Source organism: Heyndrickxia oleronia (assembly GCF_017809215.1).
Classification (GTDB): Bacteria; Bacillota; Bacilli; order Bacillales; family Bacillaceae_C; genus Heyndrickxia; species Heyndrickxia oleronia.
On sequence record NZ_CP065424.1, the window covers coordinates 4,722,046 to 4,741,034 of the forward strand.

Consider the following 18,989-nt stretch of genomic DNA (forward strand, 5'->3'; position numbering starts at 1 on the left):
ATCTATAAAATTTCGTAACCAGGAATAGTTAGAAAATCAATAAATTCATCTTCTTTTATGAGTTGATCAAATAATGCTATTGCCTCATCTAGCCTTGCCATCGTTTCGCCGAACTTGGACTTAATTTTTACCACTTCTTCTTTTTTTAGCTGTTCATATACTTGAAACGTAAATTTTCGCCCATCATCTAATATCCCTTTCTTATGACGTATCCATTGCCATATTTGCGCACGGGAGATTTCAGCTGTCGCAGCATCCTCCATTAAATGGTCAATAGGGACAGCCCCTCTTCCACTCAACCATGATTCGATATACTGGATTCCAACTCTAATATTTTGACGAACTCCTTTTTCTGTAATGAGGCCTTTAGGTACTTCAAGCAAGTCTGCCTCCGTAATCGTTATTCCTTGTTGCTTATCAGAATAAATTTGGTTCGGTGTAGGCATTTCACGATTAAACACTTCAAGAGCAACTGGGACAAGACCCGGATGTGCTACCCATGTCCCATCATGTCCGTCGCTTGCTTCCCTTTCTTTATCTGCACGTACCTTCGCAAATGCTTCTTCATTTTTTTCAGGATCATTTTTAATAGGTATTTGTGCGGCCATTCCACCAATAGCTGGTGCTTTTCTTTGATGACAAGTTTTAATTGTAAGTAAGGAATACGAACGCATAAACGGGACAGTCATCGTCACTTCCGAGCGGTCGGGCAGAAGTACATCTTCCTTATTTTTCAGCTTTTTCAAATAGCTAAAAATATAATCCCACCTGCCACAATTCAATCCAGCTGAATGATCCTTTAATTCATATAAAATTTCATCCATTTCGAAAGCTGCTAGTATAGTCTCAATTAATACTGTTGCTTTTATCGTTCCTTTTGGAATACCTATATATTTTTGAGCAAAGACAAAAATGTCGTTCCATAATCTGGCTTCAAGATGACTTTCAAGTTTTGGTAGATAAAAATAAGGTCCAGTACCAACCTGTACGAGTCGCAAGGCATTATGAAAAAAGTACATACCAAAATCAAAAAGGCATCCAGACATCGGTTCCCCATCTACTAACACATGCTTCTCATCTAAATGAAGCCCTCGTGGTCTAACCATTAAAACAGCAGTGCTTTCATTTAATTTATATTGCCTCCCATTTTCCCCTTGATAAAAAATCGTTCTGTTCACTGCATCTCTTAAATTAATCTGTCCCTCTATCAAATTGTCCCAAGTCGGAGATGTGGCATCTTCAAAACAAGCCATAAACACCTTTGCATTAGAGTTTAGTGCATTAATTATCATCTTACGATCAACGGGTCCAGTAATTTCTACTCGGCGATCCTGAAGATCTAAAGGTAATGGGGCAATGGACCATTTTCCCATTCGAATTTGTTTCGTTTCAAGTAAAAAACATGGCAAGTTTCCTTGATCTAATTCTCTTTGCCTTTTTTTCCTGTTATCTAACAGTTCTCTTCTTCTTTCTCCAAATTGCCTTTCCAATTGTTCGATAAAATGAAGAGCCTCCGCTGTTAAAATATCTTCATAACCTGGCCTAATTGCTCCTTTTATCTCAGTTCCTGAAATTCGAATATCCACTCACATTCCTCCTCAATTTTGTTATAATACAATTTATTATTTATTTATGTATTATATAACAGAATTGATATGGTGCAACACTTATTTTGAATAAACATTTAGAATATTTACGACAAAGTTCGCAAATTAAACATGAGAGTGAATTAATAATTGTTTTGGTCAAAGCCATAGCCAGCTCTTGGCCTAAGAGTTCAGTATCTGTTCTTTCCTCGGTGAAATAAAAAGACTCGTCGTTCTTCAACTTAGTGAAAAGCTGTTTTCGTATAGTTTGTTGCTTTTGTAAACGCCCAACTAACGGCTCTTACACCTTAAAAAAGATAGCTCTTTTATTAATGAAAAATAAAAGGCGTAGCAGTCTTCAGTCTAGAGCCATTTGTTAAAAATTCACTTAAATAGATACAATGTTTAAGTAAAGAGCCTAGGGAAACATTCCCCATGAACAACAAGTTTGAAAAAAAACAGACGGATTCATCCGTCTGTTACTGATAAATATGAACAAATGGTTCTTTCTCACCTGGGTTACGGACAATAATTGCCTTTGGTCCGTTAACAGAGGTTACATTAATTTCTAATGAGACATAATCAGGGAAGGTGTTTATTACTAAACCTGTTATATATTGAGTAAAACCTATTACTTCAGCCTCTCCATAAAACTGGATCGGTATTTCAATACTTAATTGATTAAGTTGTTTATCTTTGTATAATCCTCGTCCAATAACACCATTATAATTAGGAAAATACTCTTCTACATCTTGCTTAAATTTATCAAAAGTATTGGCATCATCGCGATAATCCTTTTTCGTCTCATCGTCTGGGAAAAGATAATACTTTTCATCGATCTTTTTCCAATCTCCGATACTAGCGCTCCCTTTGCCAACTTCTGTATAAGAAACAAAGTTCCCTGGGACAACTGAAGACTTCGATTTTTGCTTGAATAGGGCAACGGTTATAGGAACTTCCTTTAAACCATCCATATTTCTAAGACGTTTGACTACTTCTTCAGCAATCTTCTTCCCTTCACTTTCAGTTTTTTCATGGATATCTTCCTCATATACAGCTCCGTATTGTTCCTTTTGATAATAGTGAACAGTATTTAAGGCTAATCCTATAACAACTCCACCTAATGATACTTTTCCTTCTTTATCTTTTACTAAATAATCATGTTCTAGGATATGAGCTAAGTAGATTGGGTTCTTCTCATTTTGTTCTTCAACTGTTCCCTTTTCATCATTAGCCGGATTTAATCCTAAATTTTCTGCTTCCGTCATCTTTTTTTCTTTTAATTGACTTGGAGTATATTTTCGATTCAACCATGCATCGACTGTATCTTTATCCAAATATTGCCCCTCTTGGAAAAGATACGTGTCCGGTGAAAACGTTTTTTGTGCGACTCTCATTAATCCTGTTTCAAATTCCTGTATATCATAGCGAGTATTTAAGTTGCTAACAATTCTACCTCTTGCTTTACTCGGTTCAAATGGTAGGATCGTTCGATAATACTGGTCAGAAACTTGATAGTTAGGGATAATCGCCGATTCCTTTTTATTATTCTTGTCCTGTACAATTTTACTTTCCGTATCAAATTTTGGTGCACACCCTGCCAATAGGAGCATGACAGTAGCGCACACCGGCAACCACTTTTTCATACTATTTCCACCTTTAATTTCGTCCTAATTTCATAGACGTTTTACCTAAAAATAAAGTTTCACTTAGTCCTAACGTAGTATAATCTTTTTAGCTGATAAACTAAAACATTTTCTCTTTTAACGATTAAACTCTTCCAGCATTTTCTCTTCATCCCAAACTTCAATGCCAAGCTCTGTTGCCTTTGTTAATTTCGATCCTGCATCTGCTCCAGCAATGACTAAATCTGTTTTTTTACTTACACTACCTGTAACTGTAGCCCCTAATGCCTCGAGTTGCTCCTTTGCTTCATTTCTTGTCAGCTGCTCAAGTTTTCCCGTTAAAACTACAACTTTCCCTGCTAAAGAAGATGAAATGGATTCCACTTGAACCGGCATTGGACCTGTATAATTCATGTTTAACCCTGCAGCTTCTAGCTCTTGGATCAATGAAATTGCCTCTTCATTTTCAAAATAAGAAACAATTGAGTCTGCCATCTTTTCGCCAATATCTTGAATAGCTGTAAGCTCTTCTCTTGTTGCCTTCTTTAGCTCATTCATGTTTCCAAATTGTTGCGCTAATGTTTTAGCCGCTTTTGCCCCTACATGGCGAATCCCAAGACCAAATAATAGTTTTTCTAATGAATTGGATTTTGACTTTTCAATAGCCGCTAATAAATTTGTTACAGACTTCTCTCCCATACGTTCTAAAGCTAATAGCTGATCTTTCTGTAAACGATAGATATCTGCAACATCGTGAATGAGCTCGTGTGAGAATAATTGACTAATAACCTTTTCACCTAAACCATCTATATTCATTGCATTTCTAGAAACAAAGTGGATTAACCCTTCTCTTATTTGAGCTGGACATTTTGGATTGATGCAGCGTAAAGCAACTTCACCTTCTAGACGAACAAGTTCACTTTCACATTCAGGACAATGTGTAGGCATCAAAAATTCCTTTTCCTCACCTGTACGTCTTTCCACTAATACATTCACTACTTCAGGAATAATATCTCCTGCTTTTTTAATGACAACATGGTCGCCAATTTTAATATCCTTCTCACGAATTAAATCTTCATTATGCAATGATGCTCTTTGTACTTTCGTTCCCGCCACTCGAACAGGGTCCAATAATGCTGTCGGTGTAATCACACCTGTTCGACCAACACTCAATTCGATATCACGTAGCCTTGTAACGACTTCCTCTGCAGGAAACTTATAAGCTATTGCCCATCTTGGACTTTTTGCTGTCGTCCCAAGTTCACTTTGCTGAACAAATGAATTTACCTTTATAACAATTCCATCAATCTCATACGGGAGATGAGGTCTTTTTTCAACCCATTTCTGCACATATTGAATGACCTCTTCAATACTTGTACATTTCTCTCGTTCCTTGTTTACTTTAAAACCAAGCTTTTCTAATAAATTTAATCCGTCATGATGGGTCGTAGCACCTGTTTCACTAAAATCGCCGATAGCATACAGGAATATATCCAAATTTCTAGATGCTGCGATTCTAGGATCAAGCTGTCGTAAAGAGCCAGCAGCAGCATTTCGAGGATTAGCGAATGGTTCTTCTCCATTCTCTTCCTTTTGTTGATTTAATTTTTCAAAGGACTTTTTCGGCATATATGCTTCGCCACGAACCTCAATTGTCATTGGTTGACTTATCCGCAATGGAATGGAACGGATTGTCTTAAGATTAGCCGTAATATCCTCACCAATCGTTCCGTCTCCTCTAGTAGATCCTTGGATAAATAGCCCGTTTTCATAATGTAGAGAGATTGCCAATCCATCTATTTTCAGTTCACATACATATTCAACATCGTCGCCAACTGCTTGCTTTACTTTGCGATCAAAATCACGTAAGTCTGCTTCATTAAAAGCATTTCCGAGACTTAACATTGGAATCTTATGCTCAACTTTATTAAAGGCTGATAAAATTTCCCCACCTACACGTTGCGTAGGGGATTCCGGTGAAACTAAGTCGGGATACTGTGCTTCAATATCTGTTAACTCTCTCATTAACTGGTCATATTCTGCATCTGGAACGGAGGGATGATCTAACACATGATACTCATAATTGTATTGATTTAGGAGTGTATGCAGCTCCTGTACACGCTTTTCAGCAGCCTTTTTTTCCATAACAACAACCCTTCCATTGTTAAAAGTAAATAAGCTGAATGAAATCGATGGAGCCGATTTCATTCATCCTAATTTATTATATTTTAGTAATAGGAGCAAATTCAGCTAAGAGACGTTTAATACCTACAGGACTTGGAAAAGCAATATCTAATTCGATTCCATTGCCTTCTCCTTTAACACTAACTACAGTCCCTATTCCCCATTTTTTATGTTCCGCTTTATCACCTACTACCCAAGCAGCATCATTCCCACCGGAGCTTGCTGGAACAGGTCTTGTCACTGGACGATTCATAGTAGGGTTAGAACCGAATGGTTTCTTAATTTGTTTCGCTTGCTTATGAACTGGTTCTACTAAATCCTCAGGGATTTCACTAATAAAACGAGAAACAGGATTCATGTTCGTGCGGCCAAATAATGTTCGCATACCTGCATTTGTTAAATACAACTCTTCCTCCGCTCGCGTAATCCCAACATACGCCAAGCGTCTTTCTTCCTCCATTTCCGCTTCGTCCATTAAGGATCTGTTATGAGGAAAAACTCCTTCCTCAAGTCCAATTAAAAATACAACTGGAAACTCTAAACCTTTGGCAGAGTGGAGTGTCATCAACACACATGTCTCACTTTTTGTTTCTTCCTCATCAAGACGATCAATATCTGCAACTAAAGCGAGATCAGTTAAAAACGCTACTAAGCTCTTATCCTCATTTGCCTCTTCGAAATTCTTCGTTACTGATAAAAATTCATCGATATTTTCAAGTCTACCTTGGGACTCCAAGGTTTTTTCAACCTTTAACATGTCTCTGTAACCTGATTTTTCAAGAACTTCTTCGACTAATTCAGTGACAGATAAGTATTCCTGCATCCCAGTATACCCTTTTATAAGTTCGTAAAATTCATAGGCTGCTTTGGCTACTTTCGGGCTTACCCCGATAAAATCAATTTCCTTTAATGCATCCATAATTGAAATATCATGTTCAGCAGCATATCGAGCCATTTTATCGAAGGAGGTTGCCCCAATCCCACGTTTTGGAACATTTATAACACGTTGTAAACTAATGTCATCATTTGGATTCGCAATGAGCCTTAAGTACGCTAGTATATCTTTGATTTCCTTTCGATCGTAGAACTTAATTCCACCAACAATGTTATATTCAATATTTGATTTTAAGAAAACTTCCTCAATCACACGTGATTGTGCATTGGTTCGGTAAAGTATAGCAATATCAGAAAGCTTACGTGCACCCGAGCTTGTCAGCTCTTTTATTTTACCTGCAACATATTGTGCTTCAGATTGCTCACTATCTGCACGATAATAGACAATTTTGGGGCCATCCTGATTTTCTGTCCATAAATTTTTCGGTTTACGATTAGCATTATTTTTTATCACTTCATTTGCCGCGTGAAGAATTCTTTTCGTTGAACGATAATTTTGTTCAAGTAAGATTACTTTTGCCTGAGGATAATCTTTCTCAAAGGATAGAATATTAGCAATATCTGCACCACGCCAGCGATAGATCGATTGGTCGGAATCACCCACTACACAAAGGTTTTGAAAACGGGATGCAAGCATTTTTACAAGCGTATATTGGGCTCGGTTTGTATCCTGATATTCATCGACATGGATATATTGAAACTTTCTTTGATAGTATTCTAAAACTTCTGGAACCCGTTGAAATAATTGAATGGTTTTCATGATGAGGTCATCGAAATCTAGCGCTTGATTTTTTCTTAAGCGCTTTTGGTATTCCTCATATACATCACTAACAACTTGTTCATAAAATCCACCGACAAGCTTTGAATACTCTTCAGGATCCACTAATTCATTTTTCGCACTGCTAATGGATCCTAGAATGGTTCTAGGATCAAATTTCTTTGGATCAATATTTTTGTCCTTTAAAATTCCTTTAATAACCGATTGCTGGTCCGTTGAATCCAGAATCGTAAAGTTTCTGTTAAAGCCGATTCGATCGATATCTCTTCTTAATATCCGCACACACATAGAGTGAAATGTTGAAATCCATACATCCTCTGCTGCACCACCCATAATACTTCCAATCCGTTCCTTCATTTCTTTCGCAGCCTTATTCGTAAAGGTGATCGCTAAAATATTGTATGGATTTATACCTTTTTCTACCATTAAGAACGCCACTCGATGGGTCAGAACTCTTGTCTTTCCACTTCCTGCTCCTGCCATAAGTAGCAAGGGACCATCTGTTGTTTTCACTGCTTCCTGTTGCTGAGGATTCAAGCCATTTAAAAGCCGATCCGTTAAAAATTGCATATTTTCAACACCACCATTCAGAACATTTGTTCCTATTATAATTATATATGATCTAGTCTGTCTACCTTAATTCATAACTGCTTTCACAGTTTTCAATGCCTCTCCAAAGTTTTCATAGAGTGCATTACCTACTACGATAACATCAGCAAATTGTCCCATTTCTTTCGCCTGTGCAGCATTTTTAATGCCCCCACCATAAAATAAGGTTGTATTATTCAAATACCTTTTTGCTGATTTTACCAGATTTACATCACCGTATTTTCCACTGTACTCCAAGTAGAAAATTGGCATTTTAAATAAATTCTCAGCCATCATTGCGTAAGCAACGACATCATCTTCATCTAAATTGGCATTAGCCGAAGTCATCTTGGCTGCTTTGCAATCTTCGTTTAAGATACAATAACCCTCTACAAGAATTTCATCCCAATTCATCAGAACACCATAATCTTTCACCGCTTGATGATGTATCCCTTTTATCCATTTTACATCCGTGCTATTTAAAACAGTTGGGATAAAATATAAATCAAACCCAGGTGTAATCGATTCAAGATTTGAAATTTCTAATACACATGGTACTGTATATCTTCTAACTCTTGACATTAAATTAAGAACATTGTCCAATGTAACTCCGTCAGATCCACCAATAATAATGGCACTAGTACCTGATTCACATACTCTTTCCAAATCGGAGTCTGATATTTCCTTATTAGGATCTAATTTAAAGGCGTGGCGCCATTCGCGAACGTCATACATCCGAATAAAATCCCCCATTCTATATTCCTCCATCATTATAGCATTTGATTGAACTAGCAAAAAAGGATTTCCATATTTATTTGGTAGGGAAAAAAATGTAAGTGGTACATATAAAATAAGAAGGGCTGTTTAGGCTCTGATTCAAAAGAACTATTGTGAAATGAATTTATATTATGAAATATTAATACTTTTAGGAAAATTTGAAAATTTATTGATGGTTTATCACAATAATTTCGTGTTATTTTCCCAAGTTATTTGACCTAGAAAGTGTGCTATTATTAGGTTAAGAACTTTTCCACCAAGCAATAAAATTTGTTAGGAGGATGAAAAAATGAAAATTGAAAAAGTAAAAACAGAACAGAAACCAGCGAAGATTACTAAACGAGAGATTGACATTCTGATTTTCAAAATTGATAGGTTATTAAATGAAAGTCATCCAAGTGAATTACAAAAGGCTTGATTATATAAAGGGCTTTTGAATAGTTCAAAAGCCCCCTCTTTCAATAATTAATTGTTAAAGGGATATTTTTGCTCTATTCTAAATATAATGAATATAAGTAATCTGTACCATCACAATTTCACTAGATAAGTAGAATCACCTAAATAATTTTCATATTATTACCACTTCACATAATTTTTAATATATAATAAAGGAAATATGTAGGTTCAGGTGATTACTATGAATATCGGTGCCATCATAAAATTAAATAGAATTAATCAAAACCTAACCCAAGAAGACCTCGCAGATGGAATTATTTCTATTTCTTATCTATCGAAAATTGAGAATGGTAAGATTGAACCAAATGAAGAGGTGATCAAACTTCTTTGTCGTAAACTAGGAATTCAAGTGAATAATCAAATAGATGACAGTATTAGAGAAAAGTGTCACGAATGGTTTCGCTTACTATTGACTTCTTCGGATATTGCTGAATTGAAAAAAATGTTTGTAGAAATAACTGAATTATTAAAAGTTATCCATAATTCAGAGTTACAAATACTGGTTAATATTCATATGATTAGGTATTACTTAAAAATTGGTGATACTGACAATGCCATACAAAAAGTGAATTCATTAAAGGATGTTAGTGGTACTTTTAATAATCTTCAAAAATACTATTGGTATAAATTTAATGGGAATTATTATTCAATCATTGAAGAGGAAAACGAAGCTCTGCATAACTACACATTAGCCGAAGACCTTATTCCAAGCATTGAATTATCCCAAGAGGAAGTGGCAGATTTACAATACGCACTTTCCGTTACATATAGCAAATTTCGTTTAACATCTGAAGCACAAAGTTATGCAAACAAAGCTTTAGAGTATTATCGACAAGTCTATCATTTTTCTCGATGTGCAGAGTGTCACCTAGTTCTTGGTATTTGTTATAGAAGAATTAATAATCATGATAAGGCTATTAAAAATTATAATTTAGCTAAACAACTTGCGGAGAGCACTGATAAGAAGGAAATTATACTATTAACACATCTAAATATCGGTTATTTATATTTTGTAAAAGAAGATACAACAGAAGCAATTAAACATTTGGATATTATAATAAATGATAATGAATCACCAATTCACATGCGATTGTATGCAATTACCTCAATTATTGGAAAATGTTACAGCATAAATAATTTGGAAGAAACAAGAAAAAGAATTCAGCAAGGTCTTGATTTAATTAATTCAGATAATAGGAGTAAATATTTAGCATTTTACTATGAAATTCTTTGTCATTTATATCTAATTGATGAAAGAAATGAAGAATTTGAAGAACTTATGGTTAATAAATTTATTCCTTATCTAAAAGATACAAAAAACCACGCCAAATTAACAGAATTCTCGGAAATGCTCGGAAACTATTTCTGGAAAAAACACAAATATAAAAACGCTGCAACTTATTATAACTTAGTAAATAATTCATATAAAAAAATTATTCAAATATAGGGGGATTTTAAAAATGAAAAAGTTAATGATTTCTACCGCTGTTACTTCATTACTATTATGTGGGGCTCTAATTGTAAATTTCAATTTTCAACATGATAAAGGCAAGGATATTGCTGCTGGTGGCGGTGAATTAGAACCAAGAGTTCTTTCAACTAGAAGTATTATAGCCTAATTAAAAAAAGAAGAAGTAAAAACCACTTTTACTTCTTCTTTTTTATTTTCCACAAAAAAAACAGCATGATCCCATGCTATTTTTACAATTACTATTCCGTCTCTTCTTTTTTCTCTAATCCTTTATCCTTAATTCTTTCCAACACCATCTCATAAGAATCATTTCCATAATTTAAGCAACGTTTGACACGAGAAATGGTTGCTGTACTTGCACCTGTTTCGTCTTCAATTACATGATAGGTTTTTTTCTCACGGAGCATTCTTGCTACTTCTAAGCGCTGGGCTAAAGATTGGATTTCATTGATTGTGCAAAGATCATCAAAAAATCGATAGCATTCTTCAATATCTTTCAGTGAAAGCACCGATTCAAATAATTGATCCAATGCTCTTCCACGAAGTTTTTCTATTTGCATTAGTAATCTCCCCTATTTTTTCATTAGTTTTATATTTATTTTAAAATATGGACGTTTTGTATTAACAATAGTGATTTACATGTTTTTAAATGATACATCACTCAGACTTGGAACGATATTAATCCACGTTTTACCTGGCAAAAGTTTGATTGGTTCCCCGTTTTCATATGGGATAATCTCCCCTTCGATATTGTTCCATGCAATTTCCCGGTACATTCCGTTCTGGACTATATATGCTTTTCCACCGGAGGTTACATTAATGTCTCGACGACCTTCATTATCAATGATATGATGTTCCATTTCAACAATAATAAGATTATCAATTAATACTGGCTCATTTGAATCCTCATCAATTGTTTGTTCATCGTCGGAATATCTTAACAGCTTCTTAATCTCATTATTATATTCATATTTCACATTAAATACATTGCTTTTCGAATAAGTAATGTCTATTTGATTTATCTCTTCTCCATAAATTTGCTGTATTTCATCATTTGTTGCAAATTCCAATGGATGTGGTGCGAAGTCCATATTGATATCTCTTAACTCTGCACCTTTTAAAATATTATCATATGTGATATATGAGTTATGTGGTGCTTGACGATCGCTTGTACGTTCGAACAAGGTGCCATCATATTGCATCCCATTTATATGATCAATATATCCGTTCTCCAGCATCGTATAGGCTTCAGGACTGTAGCCATGTGCTACATAAAGACTGTTATACCCCTTAGCTAAATCGATAAAATAATCTCTTGCACTTCGGACAGGTCCAATTTTATCCGGCTTTTCACTTTGAAATATTGCAAGAAAGCGTGTGATCTCCCCTTCAGCCAATGCTTCAAAGATAATGTCCGCCTTACTTAGTCCTGATTGAGGTCTTGCTTTTGGATGATTATTGATCATAACAGCAATTGAGCGATTATTCGGCTCATTTTCTGTACCTAAACCCGTTAATGGAAAAGTGAATGTAGGCTCAAGTTCTTCCTGCTGGTCTCCCGAAACTTCCCCTCTTTCAGGAGCTTGTGCTGCTTCCTTTTTTGATTGCTCACGATGATTACAGGCAGACAACAATGTTAGCAACATAATCATCATGAAGATCAATCTCCGTTTACCCATATTCTTAAAACCCATCCCTTTTTTCAAAAGTATTCGCTTTAACATTTTACCGCATTATTGTTGGAAAGAGTACCGTTTTGTTCATTACATCATAAATTCCTCTCTGGGTAATTCTGACATAAGGTAAATGAGTTGCTGAAAAAAATAACAAGGAATAAATTGGATCATTATGAGGATAGCCTCGATCTGCAAGCAGTTCCTTTAATTTTTTCTCCTCTTTGATTAAAAGATTCATTTCTTTATCTGACATAAATCCTGATAAACAAAGAGGAATTTCATGAATAACATCTCCATTTTCGGTTAAAACAATTCCCCCACCCAATTCCTTCATCCGATCAAAAGCAAACATCATATCATTCTTGTTCTTCCCAATTAAAATGATATCCCCTGTACTTGAAAATGATGATGCAAATCCCATAACATGACTAGAAAAACCTTTTACAATAGTATTCATTCTCCATGTTCCATCTCTGCCAATGAGTATCATAAAACTTTCATCATGATCTGTAGTAAGTTGATCAGCAGAAACATCAAAGCTTACAGAATATGGTTTCGTAATTACATCATTTATCATTTCAATCCCAAATGGCATAGAAAATTGCATATCATCATACGTTAGTTTCCAATCCAATTCTAATGGAGCAAATCCATATTCCTTCCATTCTATATCCTGATCCTCAACATATACCATTCCATCTTTCTTTAACCATTTTCCTTTAGATAGAACGGCAATAGGAGTAGGATTTTTTTCATCTTCAAGAAAGTTTATACTTGCCACACGCCCTGTAGTAATAAGGCCATGTAAATGATCAATATTATAATATCGAGCTACATTATAGGAGGCCATAAGATAAGCATCAATGACTGGAATCCCTTTTTCAATAGCCATACGAATCATCATATCCAATATTCCATTTTCATAAAATGCAGGAGTGGAGCCATCAGTATTAAAGAACATGGATCCGTATTGGTCTATTCCTAATCTTTTCATATCATCTAAAAGAACAGGTAAATCTGGACGAATCGATGAATGACGTAAAGAAACCATATAACCCTGCATTAAACGATCATAAACTTCTTCACCTGTCATTGCTTCATGGTCACAATCAGCCCCGAATAACATCATTTTTGCTAATGTCTTTTCTGAAGCACCAGGAAAATGACCTTCTATTTTTTTCCTCATGCGCTTTGCCTCTTGAATCCAATGTAGAATTAAATCATCTCCATCTAGAAGCTTCGGCCAGCTTGTTAATTCTCCACCTTGTAAAACTGCATCATGTTCAAGCCATGATTTTACTTCACTATGAGAAAATACTGTCTCCTCTTCCCTTAACTCTGTTTGGGAATCGAATCGACTCCACCAGTACATCGTGACTGGAGAATGGCGTAGCTCTCTTATCAAAGAAAACGCTTTCTTTTTTCCTAATTGCAAAGCAAGCACTAAATTGTCATTAACGATAGTCGTGGTCCCTGTTTCTGATGCATATCGTGCAAAGGACTGGGGATTATATAATTGAAATGGGTGAACATGTGGCTCAATATAGCCTGGAACAAGAGTTAATCCAGAGCAATCAATAACCTCGCAATCGGTTGTATTATCAGGAAGTGCTTTCCCTGTATACACTATGCGATCTTCATAAATCCAAATATGACCGGTCATCCATTTTCGAAAAATCGAGTGTAAGTATTTAGCATTTTTCAAAAGAATCGTTGGTGATTTCTTCCCGTTTAAAATAGCAACATGCTCGCGAATTTGCTTGTTTTTCCAACGGTATCTTTGGTCTAACATTAACATCCCTCCCTAAGGAGATATTTACTTTTGCTTATAGTATCATATTTTACTGTTTAACGCAGTAAAGTTTTACAATAATTTTCAACTTATTTGTGAAGGGAGAACAATAAAATGAAAATTACTCCTAATATTGGGATACTCAATGCATTAATTCGCATAACCTGCGGCTTAACCTTACTATCATGGTCAAGTGCAAAATTATCAAAAAAGCCATGGTGCAATTCGTATATTATTGTGATGATTTTAAGCGCAATGAAAGTGGCTGAAGGTATTGTCAGATATTGTCCTGTTACAGAACTATTGAAGAACGGACAAAATCCAATGGGCAGTAATAAAGGGAAAGAAGAACACTCAATGACTCCGGCAAAACATTCAGATAATCAAACAGATATCAATGTGATGAAAGAGATCAAGAACTTCCAAGATCAATTAAAAGATTAAGCGCAAAAACTAATTCGCAAGCACCCAAAGGAACATACATTGCGGAATTGTTTTACACTTTCAGTTTGAAAAAAAATCGTAGGTGTCTTTTCATTTTTACTAGACACCTACGATTAAATTATTCCACTAAAGCCAAAGCCTTTGATCCGATATCTTTACGATAGAAAAAACCTTCGATAGTCAAGTTCTCCATCTCTCCATACACTTTATTTATGGCTGTTTTGAGATCCTCACCCTTGGATGTTACCAGTAGTACCCTTCCTCCATTAGATACAAGTGTTTGATTTGCCCCCATCTCTGTTCCCGCGTGAAACACAAGTGTAGAGGAATCAAGCTTTGTTAAATCAGGAATTTTTATACTCTTTTCATATGAATTTGGGTAACCATTTGAAGCAAGAACGACACCAACTACCGATTCATCTATCCAAGAAATTGTCGGCGTAGATTCATCCATTATATCTTTGAGTATTTGAACAAAATCGGATTCGAGTCTAGTTAGTACAACCTGAGTTTCTGGATCACCAAAGCGGGCATTAAATTCAATTACTTTAGGTCCTTCCTGCGTAAGAATTAACCCTGCATAAAGAATTCCTGTAAAATTCCTGTTTTCTTGTGCTAATGCATGGGCGGTAGGAACTAAAATTTCTTTAACTGCTCGATCAACCTCAGTCTGAGGTATTTGTGGTACAGGTGAATATGCTCCCATTCCCCCTGTGTTTGGCCCTTGATCTCCATCAAATGCACGCTTATGGTCCTGAGCAATCACCATAGGATAAACAGATTCACCATTTACAAAGGCCATTAAAGAAAATTCTTCACCTTCTAAGAATTCCTCGATAACAACCTTTGTCGATGCTGAACCAAATTTTTCATTGACCATCATTTCCTCAAGACCGGATAGGGCTTCGTCTAGCGTGAAAGCCACAATTACTCCCTTACCTGCAGCAAGACCATCAGCTTTAATAACAACTGGTGCACCATGCTCCTCTAGATACGTCTTAGCTTCCTCATACATATCAAAGGTTTCATATGCTGCGGTAGGAATTTGATATTTTTTCATTAAGTCCTTGGCAAAAGCCTTACTTCCTTCTATCATTGCTGCTTCTTTTCGCGGCCCAAACACAGGTAACCCAGCTGCTTGAAATTCATTAACGATTCCAGCGGATAATGGCTCTTCAGGTCCGACAATGGTTAAGTCGATCTTCTTTTCCTTTGCAAAGGTGATTAATTCGCTGAAATCCATTTCTGAAATGGGAACAATCTCTGCATCCGCACTAATTCCACCATTACCTGGTGCACAATATACCTTTTTTACCAATGAACTTTCCTTCACTTTTTTACAAATTGCGTGTTCTCTCCCACCTCTGCCTATGACTAAAATATTCATTTTTTCATCCCCTCTTAAAAAATGGCACCTGGTTTAATTACGCCCAAGGTGCCCATTGTTTTTTCTTTTTTAGTAGGCTCTTCTCTAAAATCTGTTTGGTATGATCTAAAATTCCTGGTGCTAAAAAATTTTTCCACCTGTTGAAAAGTCCTTTTGTATCATTAAGAACGTTTAATGTTTGAAATGACGTATTCCTGTAAACACCATGGCAATTCCGTACTCATTTGCCTTTTTAATAGAATCTTCGTCGCGTATTGAACCACCTGGTTGAATGATCGCTGTAATTCCAGACTTCGCTGCTGCTTCAACTGTATCATCCATTGGAAAGAATGCATCAGAAGCCATTGCTGCCCCCTTTGCTAGATCCCCAGCTTGCTCTAAGGCTATATTAGCTGATCCTACACGATTCATTTGACCTGCACCAATTCCAAGTGTCATTTCATCATTGGAAACAACAATTGCATTCGATTTAACATGTTTTACAACTTTCCATCCCAGTTTTAGTGCCTTCCACTCTGACTCTGTTGGCTTTCTATTGGTTGGAACTGAAATATTTGCATCATCAAATGTATGTGTATCCTGATCTTGAATGAGTAGACCACCTTCAACTGATGTAATGACCTTTTCATTTTTTTGCTGGAGATCAAAAGAAACTGTCAAGAGGCGAAGATTTTTTTTACTTGTTAAAATTGATAGAGCTTCATCTGAAAATGATGGTGCAATAATAATTTCTAAAAAGATTTCATGTAGTTGCTCAGCTGTCTCTTTATCTACTTCTCGATTAAATGCTACGATACCACCAAAAATCGATGTAGAATCAGCCTCATATGCCTTTTTAAACGCTTCTGCTATACTATTTCCTAAACCAACACCACAAGGGTTCATATGCTTAACCGCAACTGCAACAGGTTCAGAAAAATCCTTCACAATTTGAAGGGCTGCATCTGCATCGTGAATATTATTGTAAGAAAGTTCTTTGCCATGTAATTGCTTTGCATGTGCAATAGAAAATAATGATCCAATTGGATTCATATAGAAACTTGCCTTTTGATGAGGATTTTCTCCATAACGCAATGATTGTTTTATTTCATAAGAAAAAGTGATACGTTCTGGATTTTCTTCTCCAACAAGATTTGTCATATATTCGGCAATATAAGAGTCATATGCAGCAGTATGTCGGAAAACCTTTGCAGCTAAACGTTTATTCGTTTCTTTAGACACTGCACCATTCAATTTTATTTCCTTTAATACACCATCATAATCCTGTGCATCAACAATGACAGTCACGTAATCATGATTCTTTGCTGCAGAACGAAGCATAGTTGGACCACCAATATCAATATTTTCAATAGCCTCTTCTTCTGTCACATTTGGCTTAGAAATCGTTTGTTGAAATGGATATAAATTCACACAAACAAGATCGATAGGAGTAATCCCTTGTTGATCTATTTGTTGAAGATGTTCAGGAGTACGTTTTGCTAGCAACCCACCATGAATGAAAGGATGAAGTGTTTTTACTCTTCCTTCCAGTATTTCCGGAAATCCTGTCACATCCTCTACTCCAATTACCGATAGACCAGCTTCTTCAAGTGTTCGTTTTGTTCCGCCAGTAGAAATAATCTCGACTCCTGCCTCAAGTAATCCTTTGGCAAACTCTACGATTCCTGTTTTATCTGAAACACTGATTAATGCACGTTTCATGGTGTAACCCCCTCGTTTTTTTGCAATAACAATTGAATGGTTTCTGGATATAAACGGTGCTCAATTTTGTGCACCTTTTCGGCTAATGTTTGTTCTGTATCCAATATATCTATTTTTAATGCCTCTTGAGCAATGATTGGACCCGTATCCATACCTTCATCCACAAAATGAACTGTTACTCCTGTCACCTTAACACCTGCCTGGAGTGCCTGTCTCACAGCATGTTTTCCTGGAAAGGAAGGGAGAAGTGAAGGATGGATATTAATAATCCGATTTGTGAATTTCTGTAGTAAAGTATCACCAATGAGCCTCATATATCCTGCCAAAACAATAAATTCGACCTGATGTTTATACAGTACATTAGTAATTTCTTTCTCATAATCAAACTTTGAATCATACCTCTTCGGATCAAATTGAAAAATAGGAGTATGTTCTCTTTTAGCTCTTTCGAGAACAAAAGCGTCTTCTCTGTCACAAACGAGTAATTCAACTGATGCCTCTAAACTACCTGACTTTATTGCATCCATAATAGCCTGATAATTACTTCCACTTCCTGAAGCAAAGATAGCAATTTTCGTCATCTACTTAACTCCCTTTAACAAACTGTACACCCGGCTGTTTTGTTATTTTCCCAATTTGGTATGCCTGTTCTCCCTGAGTGTTGAAGAAATCGAGTGCCGCATCAACAATTGATGAATCAACCGCAATAACAAAACCAATTCCCATATTAAATGTATTGAACATTTCTTCCTGAGTAATTTCACCATATTTTTTCAGTGTTTTAAATATTGGCAAAATCGGCCATGTTCCTAGCTGAATTTCAGCTCCCAAACCGCTCGGTAACATACGAGGAATATTTTCAATAAACCCACCACCAGTAATATGTGCCATACCTTTAATCTTAAATTTAGCCATTGCTTCTAAAATTGGCTTTACATATATTTTTGTTGGGGTTATTAATTCAGTTCCTAGTGCTTCTTCTAATTCTGGTAACTTTTCATCTATAGAAAGTTGATGATCTTCAAAAAAGATTTTTCTCACTAGTGAATAGCCATTGCTATGGATTCCACTAGAAGATAGTCCAATTAGCACGTCATTTTCTTGGATTAATTCCCCTGTTATCAATTCAGATTTTTCACATGCACCGACGGAAAATCCCGCCAAGTCATATTCATTCACATCATATAGTCCTGGCATTTCTGCTGTTTCTCCACCGATAAGAGCACAACCAGCTTGCTCGCAACCATCTGCGATCCCCTTAACAACTGCTTCTATTTTCTCAGGTATTGCTTTTCCGCAGGCAATATAATCAAGAAAATACAACGGCTCTGCCCCTTGCACAACAATATCATTAACACACATTGCTACGCAGTCAATTCCAATTGTGTCATGCTTATCCATTTGAAAAGCTAATTTTAGCTTGGTTCCTACTCCATCTGTACCTGATACAAGTACAGGTTCATTCAAATTTAAAGCAGAAAGATCAAAAACACCACCAAAGCTTCCTAGTTGCCCAAAAACCCCTAGACGATTAGTACGTACTGCATGCTTTTTGATTCTTTCTACCGCTTCATATCCAGCTTCAATATTTACTCCTGCATCACGATACGTATTTCCCATTATCATAGCC

Annotated in this window: 16 protein-coding genes; 4 read left to right on the forward strand and 12 right to left on the reverse strand. The window is 36.0% G+C overall.

Features of this window, described 5'->3' with window-relative positions; genetic code table 11:
- Positions 1-2: 2 nt before the first annotated feature.
- The 5 genes from aceB to pcrB form a co-directional block, all read right to left on the reverse strand.
- Positions 3-1,586, reverse strand: a complete 1,584-nt coding sequence (aceB, locus tag I5818_RS23695; protein ID WP_078109460.1) for a malate synthase A — start codon at positions 1,584-1,586, stop codon at positions 3-5.
- A gap of 479 nt (positions 1,587-2,065) precedes the next feature.
- Positions 2,066-3,232: a CamS family sex pheromone protein gene (locus I5818_RS23700; protein ID WP_058004490.1), complete on the reverse strand. Its 1,167-nt coding sequence runs from the start codon at positions 3,230-3,232 to the stop codon at positions 2,066-2,068.
- Between the two features lie 117 nt (positions 3,233-3,349).
- Positions 3,350-5,356 carry an NAD-dependent DNA ligase LigA gene (gene ligA, locus I5818_RS23705; protein ID WP_058004489.1) on the reverse strand — a complete coding sequence of 669 codons (2,007 nt, stop codon included), beginning with the start codon at positions 5,354-5,356 and terminating at the stop codon, positions 3,350-3,352.
- A gap of 76 nt (positions 5,357-5,432) precedes the next feature.
- A complete protein-coding gene (gene pcrA / locus I5818_RS23710) occupies positions 5,433-7,637 on the reverse strand; it encodes a DNA helicase PcrA (RefSeq protein ID WP_071977426.1) in 2,205 nt (734 codons plus the stop codon).
- 66 nt (positions 7,638-7,703) lie between these two features.
- A complete protein-coding gene (gene pcrB / locus I5818_RS23715; RefSeq protein ID WP_058004587.1) occupies positions 7,704-8,390 on the reverse strand; it encodes a heptaprenylglyceryl phosphate synthase in 687 nt (228 codons plus the stop codon).
- 331 nt (positions 8,391-8,721) lie between these two features.
- On the opposite strand from pcrB, the gene I5818_RS26320 reads away from it, so the two are divergent.
- The 3 genes from I5818_RS26320 to I5818_RS23725 all read left to right on the forward strand — a co-directional run bounded on the left by I5818_RS26320 (position 8,722) and on the right by I5818_RS23725 (position 10,507).
- Complete coding sequence (locus tag I5818_RS26320) at positions 8,722-8,850, forward strand: hypothetical protein (protein ID WP_257234353.1); 129 nt, start codon at positions 8,722-8,724, stop codon at positions 8,848-8,850.
- A gap of 219 nt (positions 8,851-9,069) precedes the next feature.
- On the forward strand, positions 9,070-10,335 hold the full coding sequence (locus I5818_RS23720; protein ID WP_071977425.1) for a helix-turn-helix domain-containing protein: 1,266 nt from the start codon (positions 9,070-9,072) through the stop codon (positions 10,333-10,335).
- Positions 10,336-10,348: 13 nt separating this feature from the next.
- Positions 10,349-10,507, forward strand: coding sequence for a hypothetical protein (locus I5818_RS23725; protein WP_158022240.1), 159 nt, complete (start codon positions 10,349-10,351; stop codon positions 10,505-10,507).
- 91 nt (positions 10,508-10,598) lie between these two features.
- Here I5818_RS23725 and I5818_RS23730 read toward each other — a convergent pair whose 3' ends face one another.
- From I5818_RS23730 to I5818_RS23740, 3 genes are all read right to left on the reverse strand, one after another.
- Complete coding sequence (locus I5818_RS23730) at positions 10,599-10,919, reverse strand: YerC/YecD family TrpR-related protein (protein ID WP_058004486.1); 321 nt, start codon at positions 10,917-10,919, stop codon at positions 10,599-10,601.
- A gap of 75 nt (positions 10,920-10,994) precedes the next feature.
- Entirely contained in the window at positions 10,995-12,038 is a 1,044-nt protein-coding gene (locus I5818_RS23735; RefSeq protein ID WP_071977475.1) for a DUF3048 domain-containing protein, read from the reverse strand.
- 46 nt (positions 12,039-12,084) lie between these two features.
- Positions 12,085-13,827: an adenine deaminase C-terminal domain-containing protein gene (locus I5818_RS23740; RefSeq protein ID WP_071977424.1), complete on the reverse strand. Its 1,743-nt coding sequence runs from the start codon at positions 13,825-13,827 to the stop codon at positions 12,085-12,087.
- 114 nt (positions 13,828-13,941) lie between these two features.
- On the opposite strand from I5818_RS23740, the gene I5818_RS23745 reads away from it, so the two are divergent.
- Positions 13,942-14,271, forward strand: coding sequence for a YgaP family membrane protein (locus I5818_RS23745; protein WP_065107275.1), 330 nt, complete (start codon positions 13,942-13,944; stop codon positions 14,269-14,271).
- 118 nt (positions 14,272-14,389) lie between these two features.
- On the opposite strand, the gene purD is transcribed toward I5818_RS23745, so the two are convergent.
- From purD to purM, 4 genes are all read right to left on the reverse strand, one after another.
- Complete coding sequence (gene purD / locus I5818_RS23750) at positions 14,390-15,658, reverse strand: phosphoribosylamine--glycine ligase (protein WP_071977423.1); 1,269 nt, start codon at positions 15,656-15,658, stop codon at positions 14,390-14,392.
- Between the two features lie 171 nt (positions 15,659-15,829).
- Complete coding sequence (gene purH, locus I5818_RS23755) at positions 15,830-17,359, reverse strand: bifunctional phosphoribosylaminoimidazolecarboxamide formyltransferase/IMP cyclohydrolase (RefSeq protein ID WP_071977422.1); 1,530 nt, start codon at positions 17,357-17,359, stop codon at positions 15,830-15,832.
- Positions 17,356-17,940, reverse strand: coding sequence for a phosphoribosylglycinamide formyltransferase (purN, locus tag I5818_RS23760; protein WP_071977421.1), 585 nt, complete (start codon positions 17,938-17,940; stop codon positions 17,356-17,358). Before purN ends, purH begins: the two co-directional genes overlap by 4 nt.
- Before the next feature lie 4 nt (positions 17,941-17,944).
- Positions 17,945-18,979 (reverse strand): phosphoribosylformylglycinamidine cyclo-ligase, encoded by a 1,035-nt coding sequence (gene purM, locus I5818_RS23765; RefSeq protein WP_058004481.1) that lies wholly within the window; start codon positions 18,977-18,979, stop codon positions 17,945-17,947.
- Positions 18,980-18,989 lie beyond the last annotated feature (10 nt).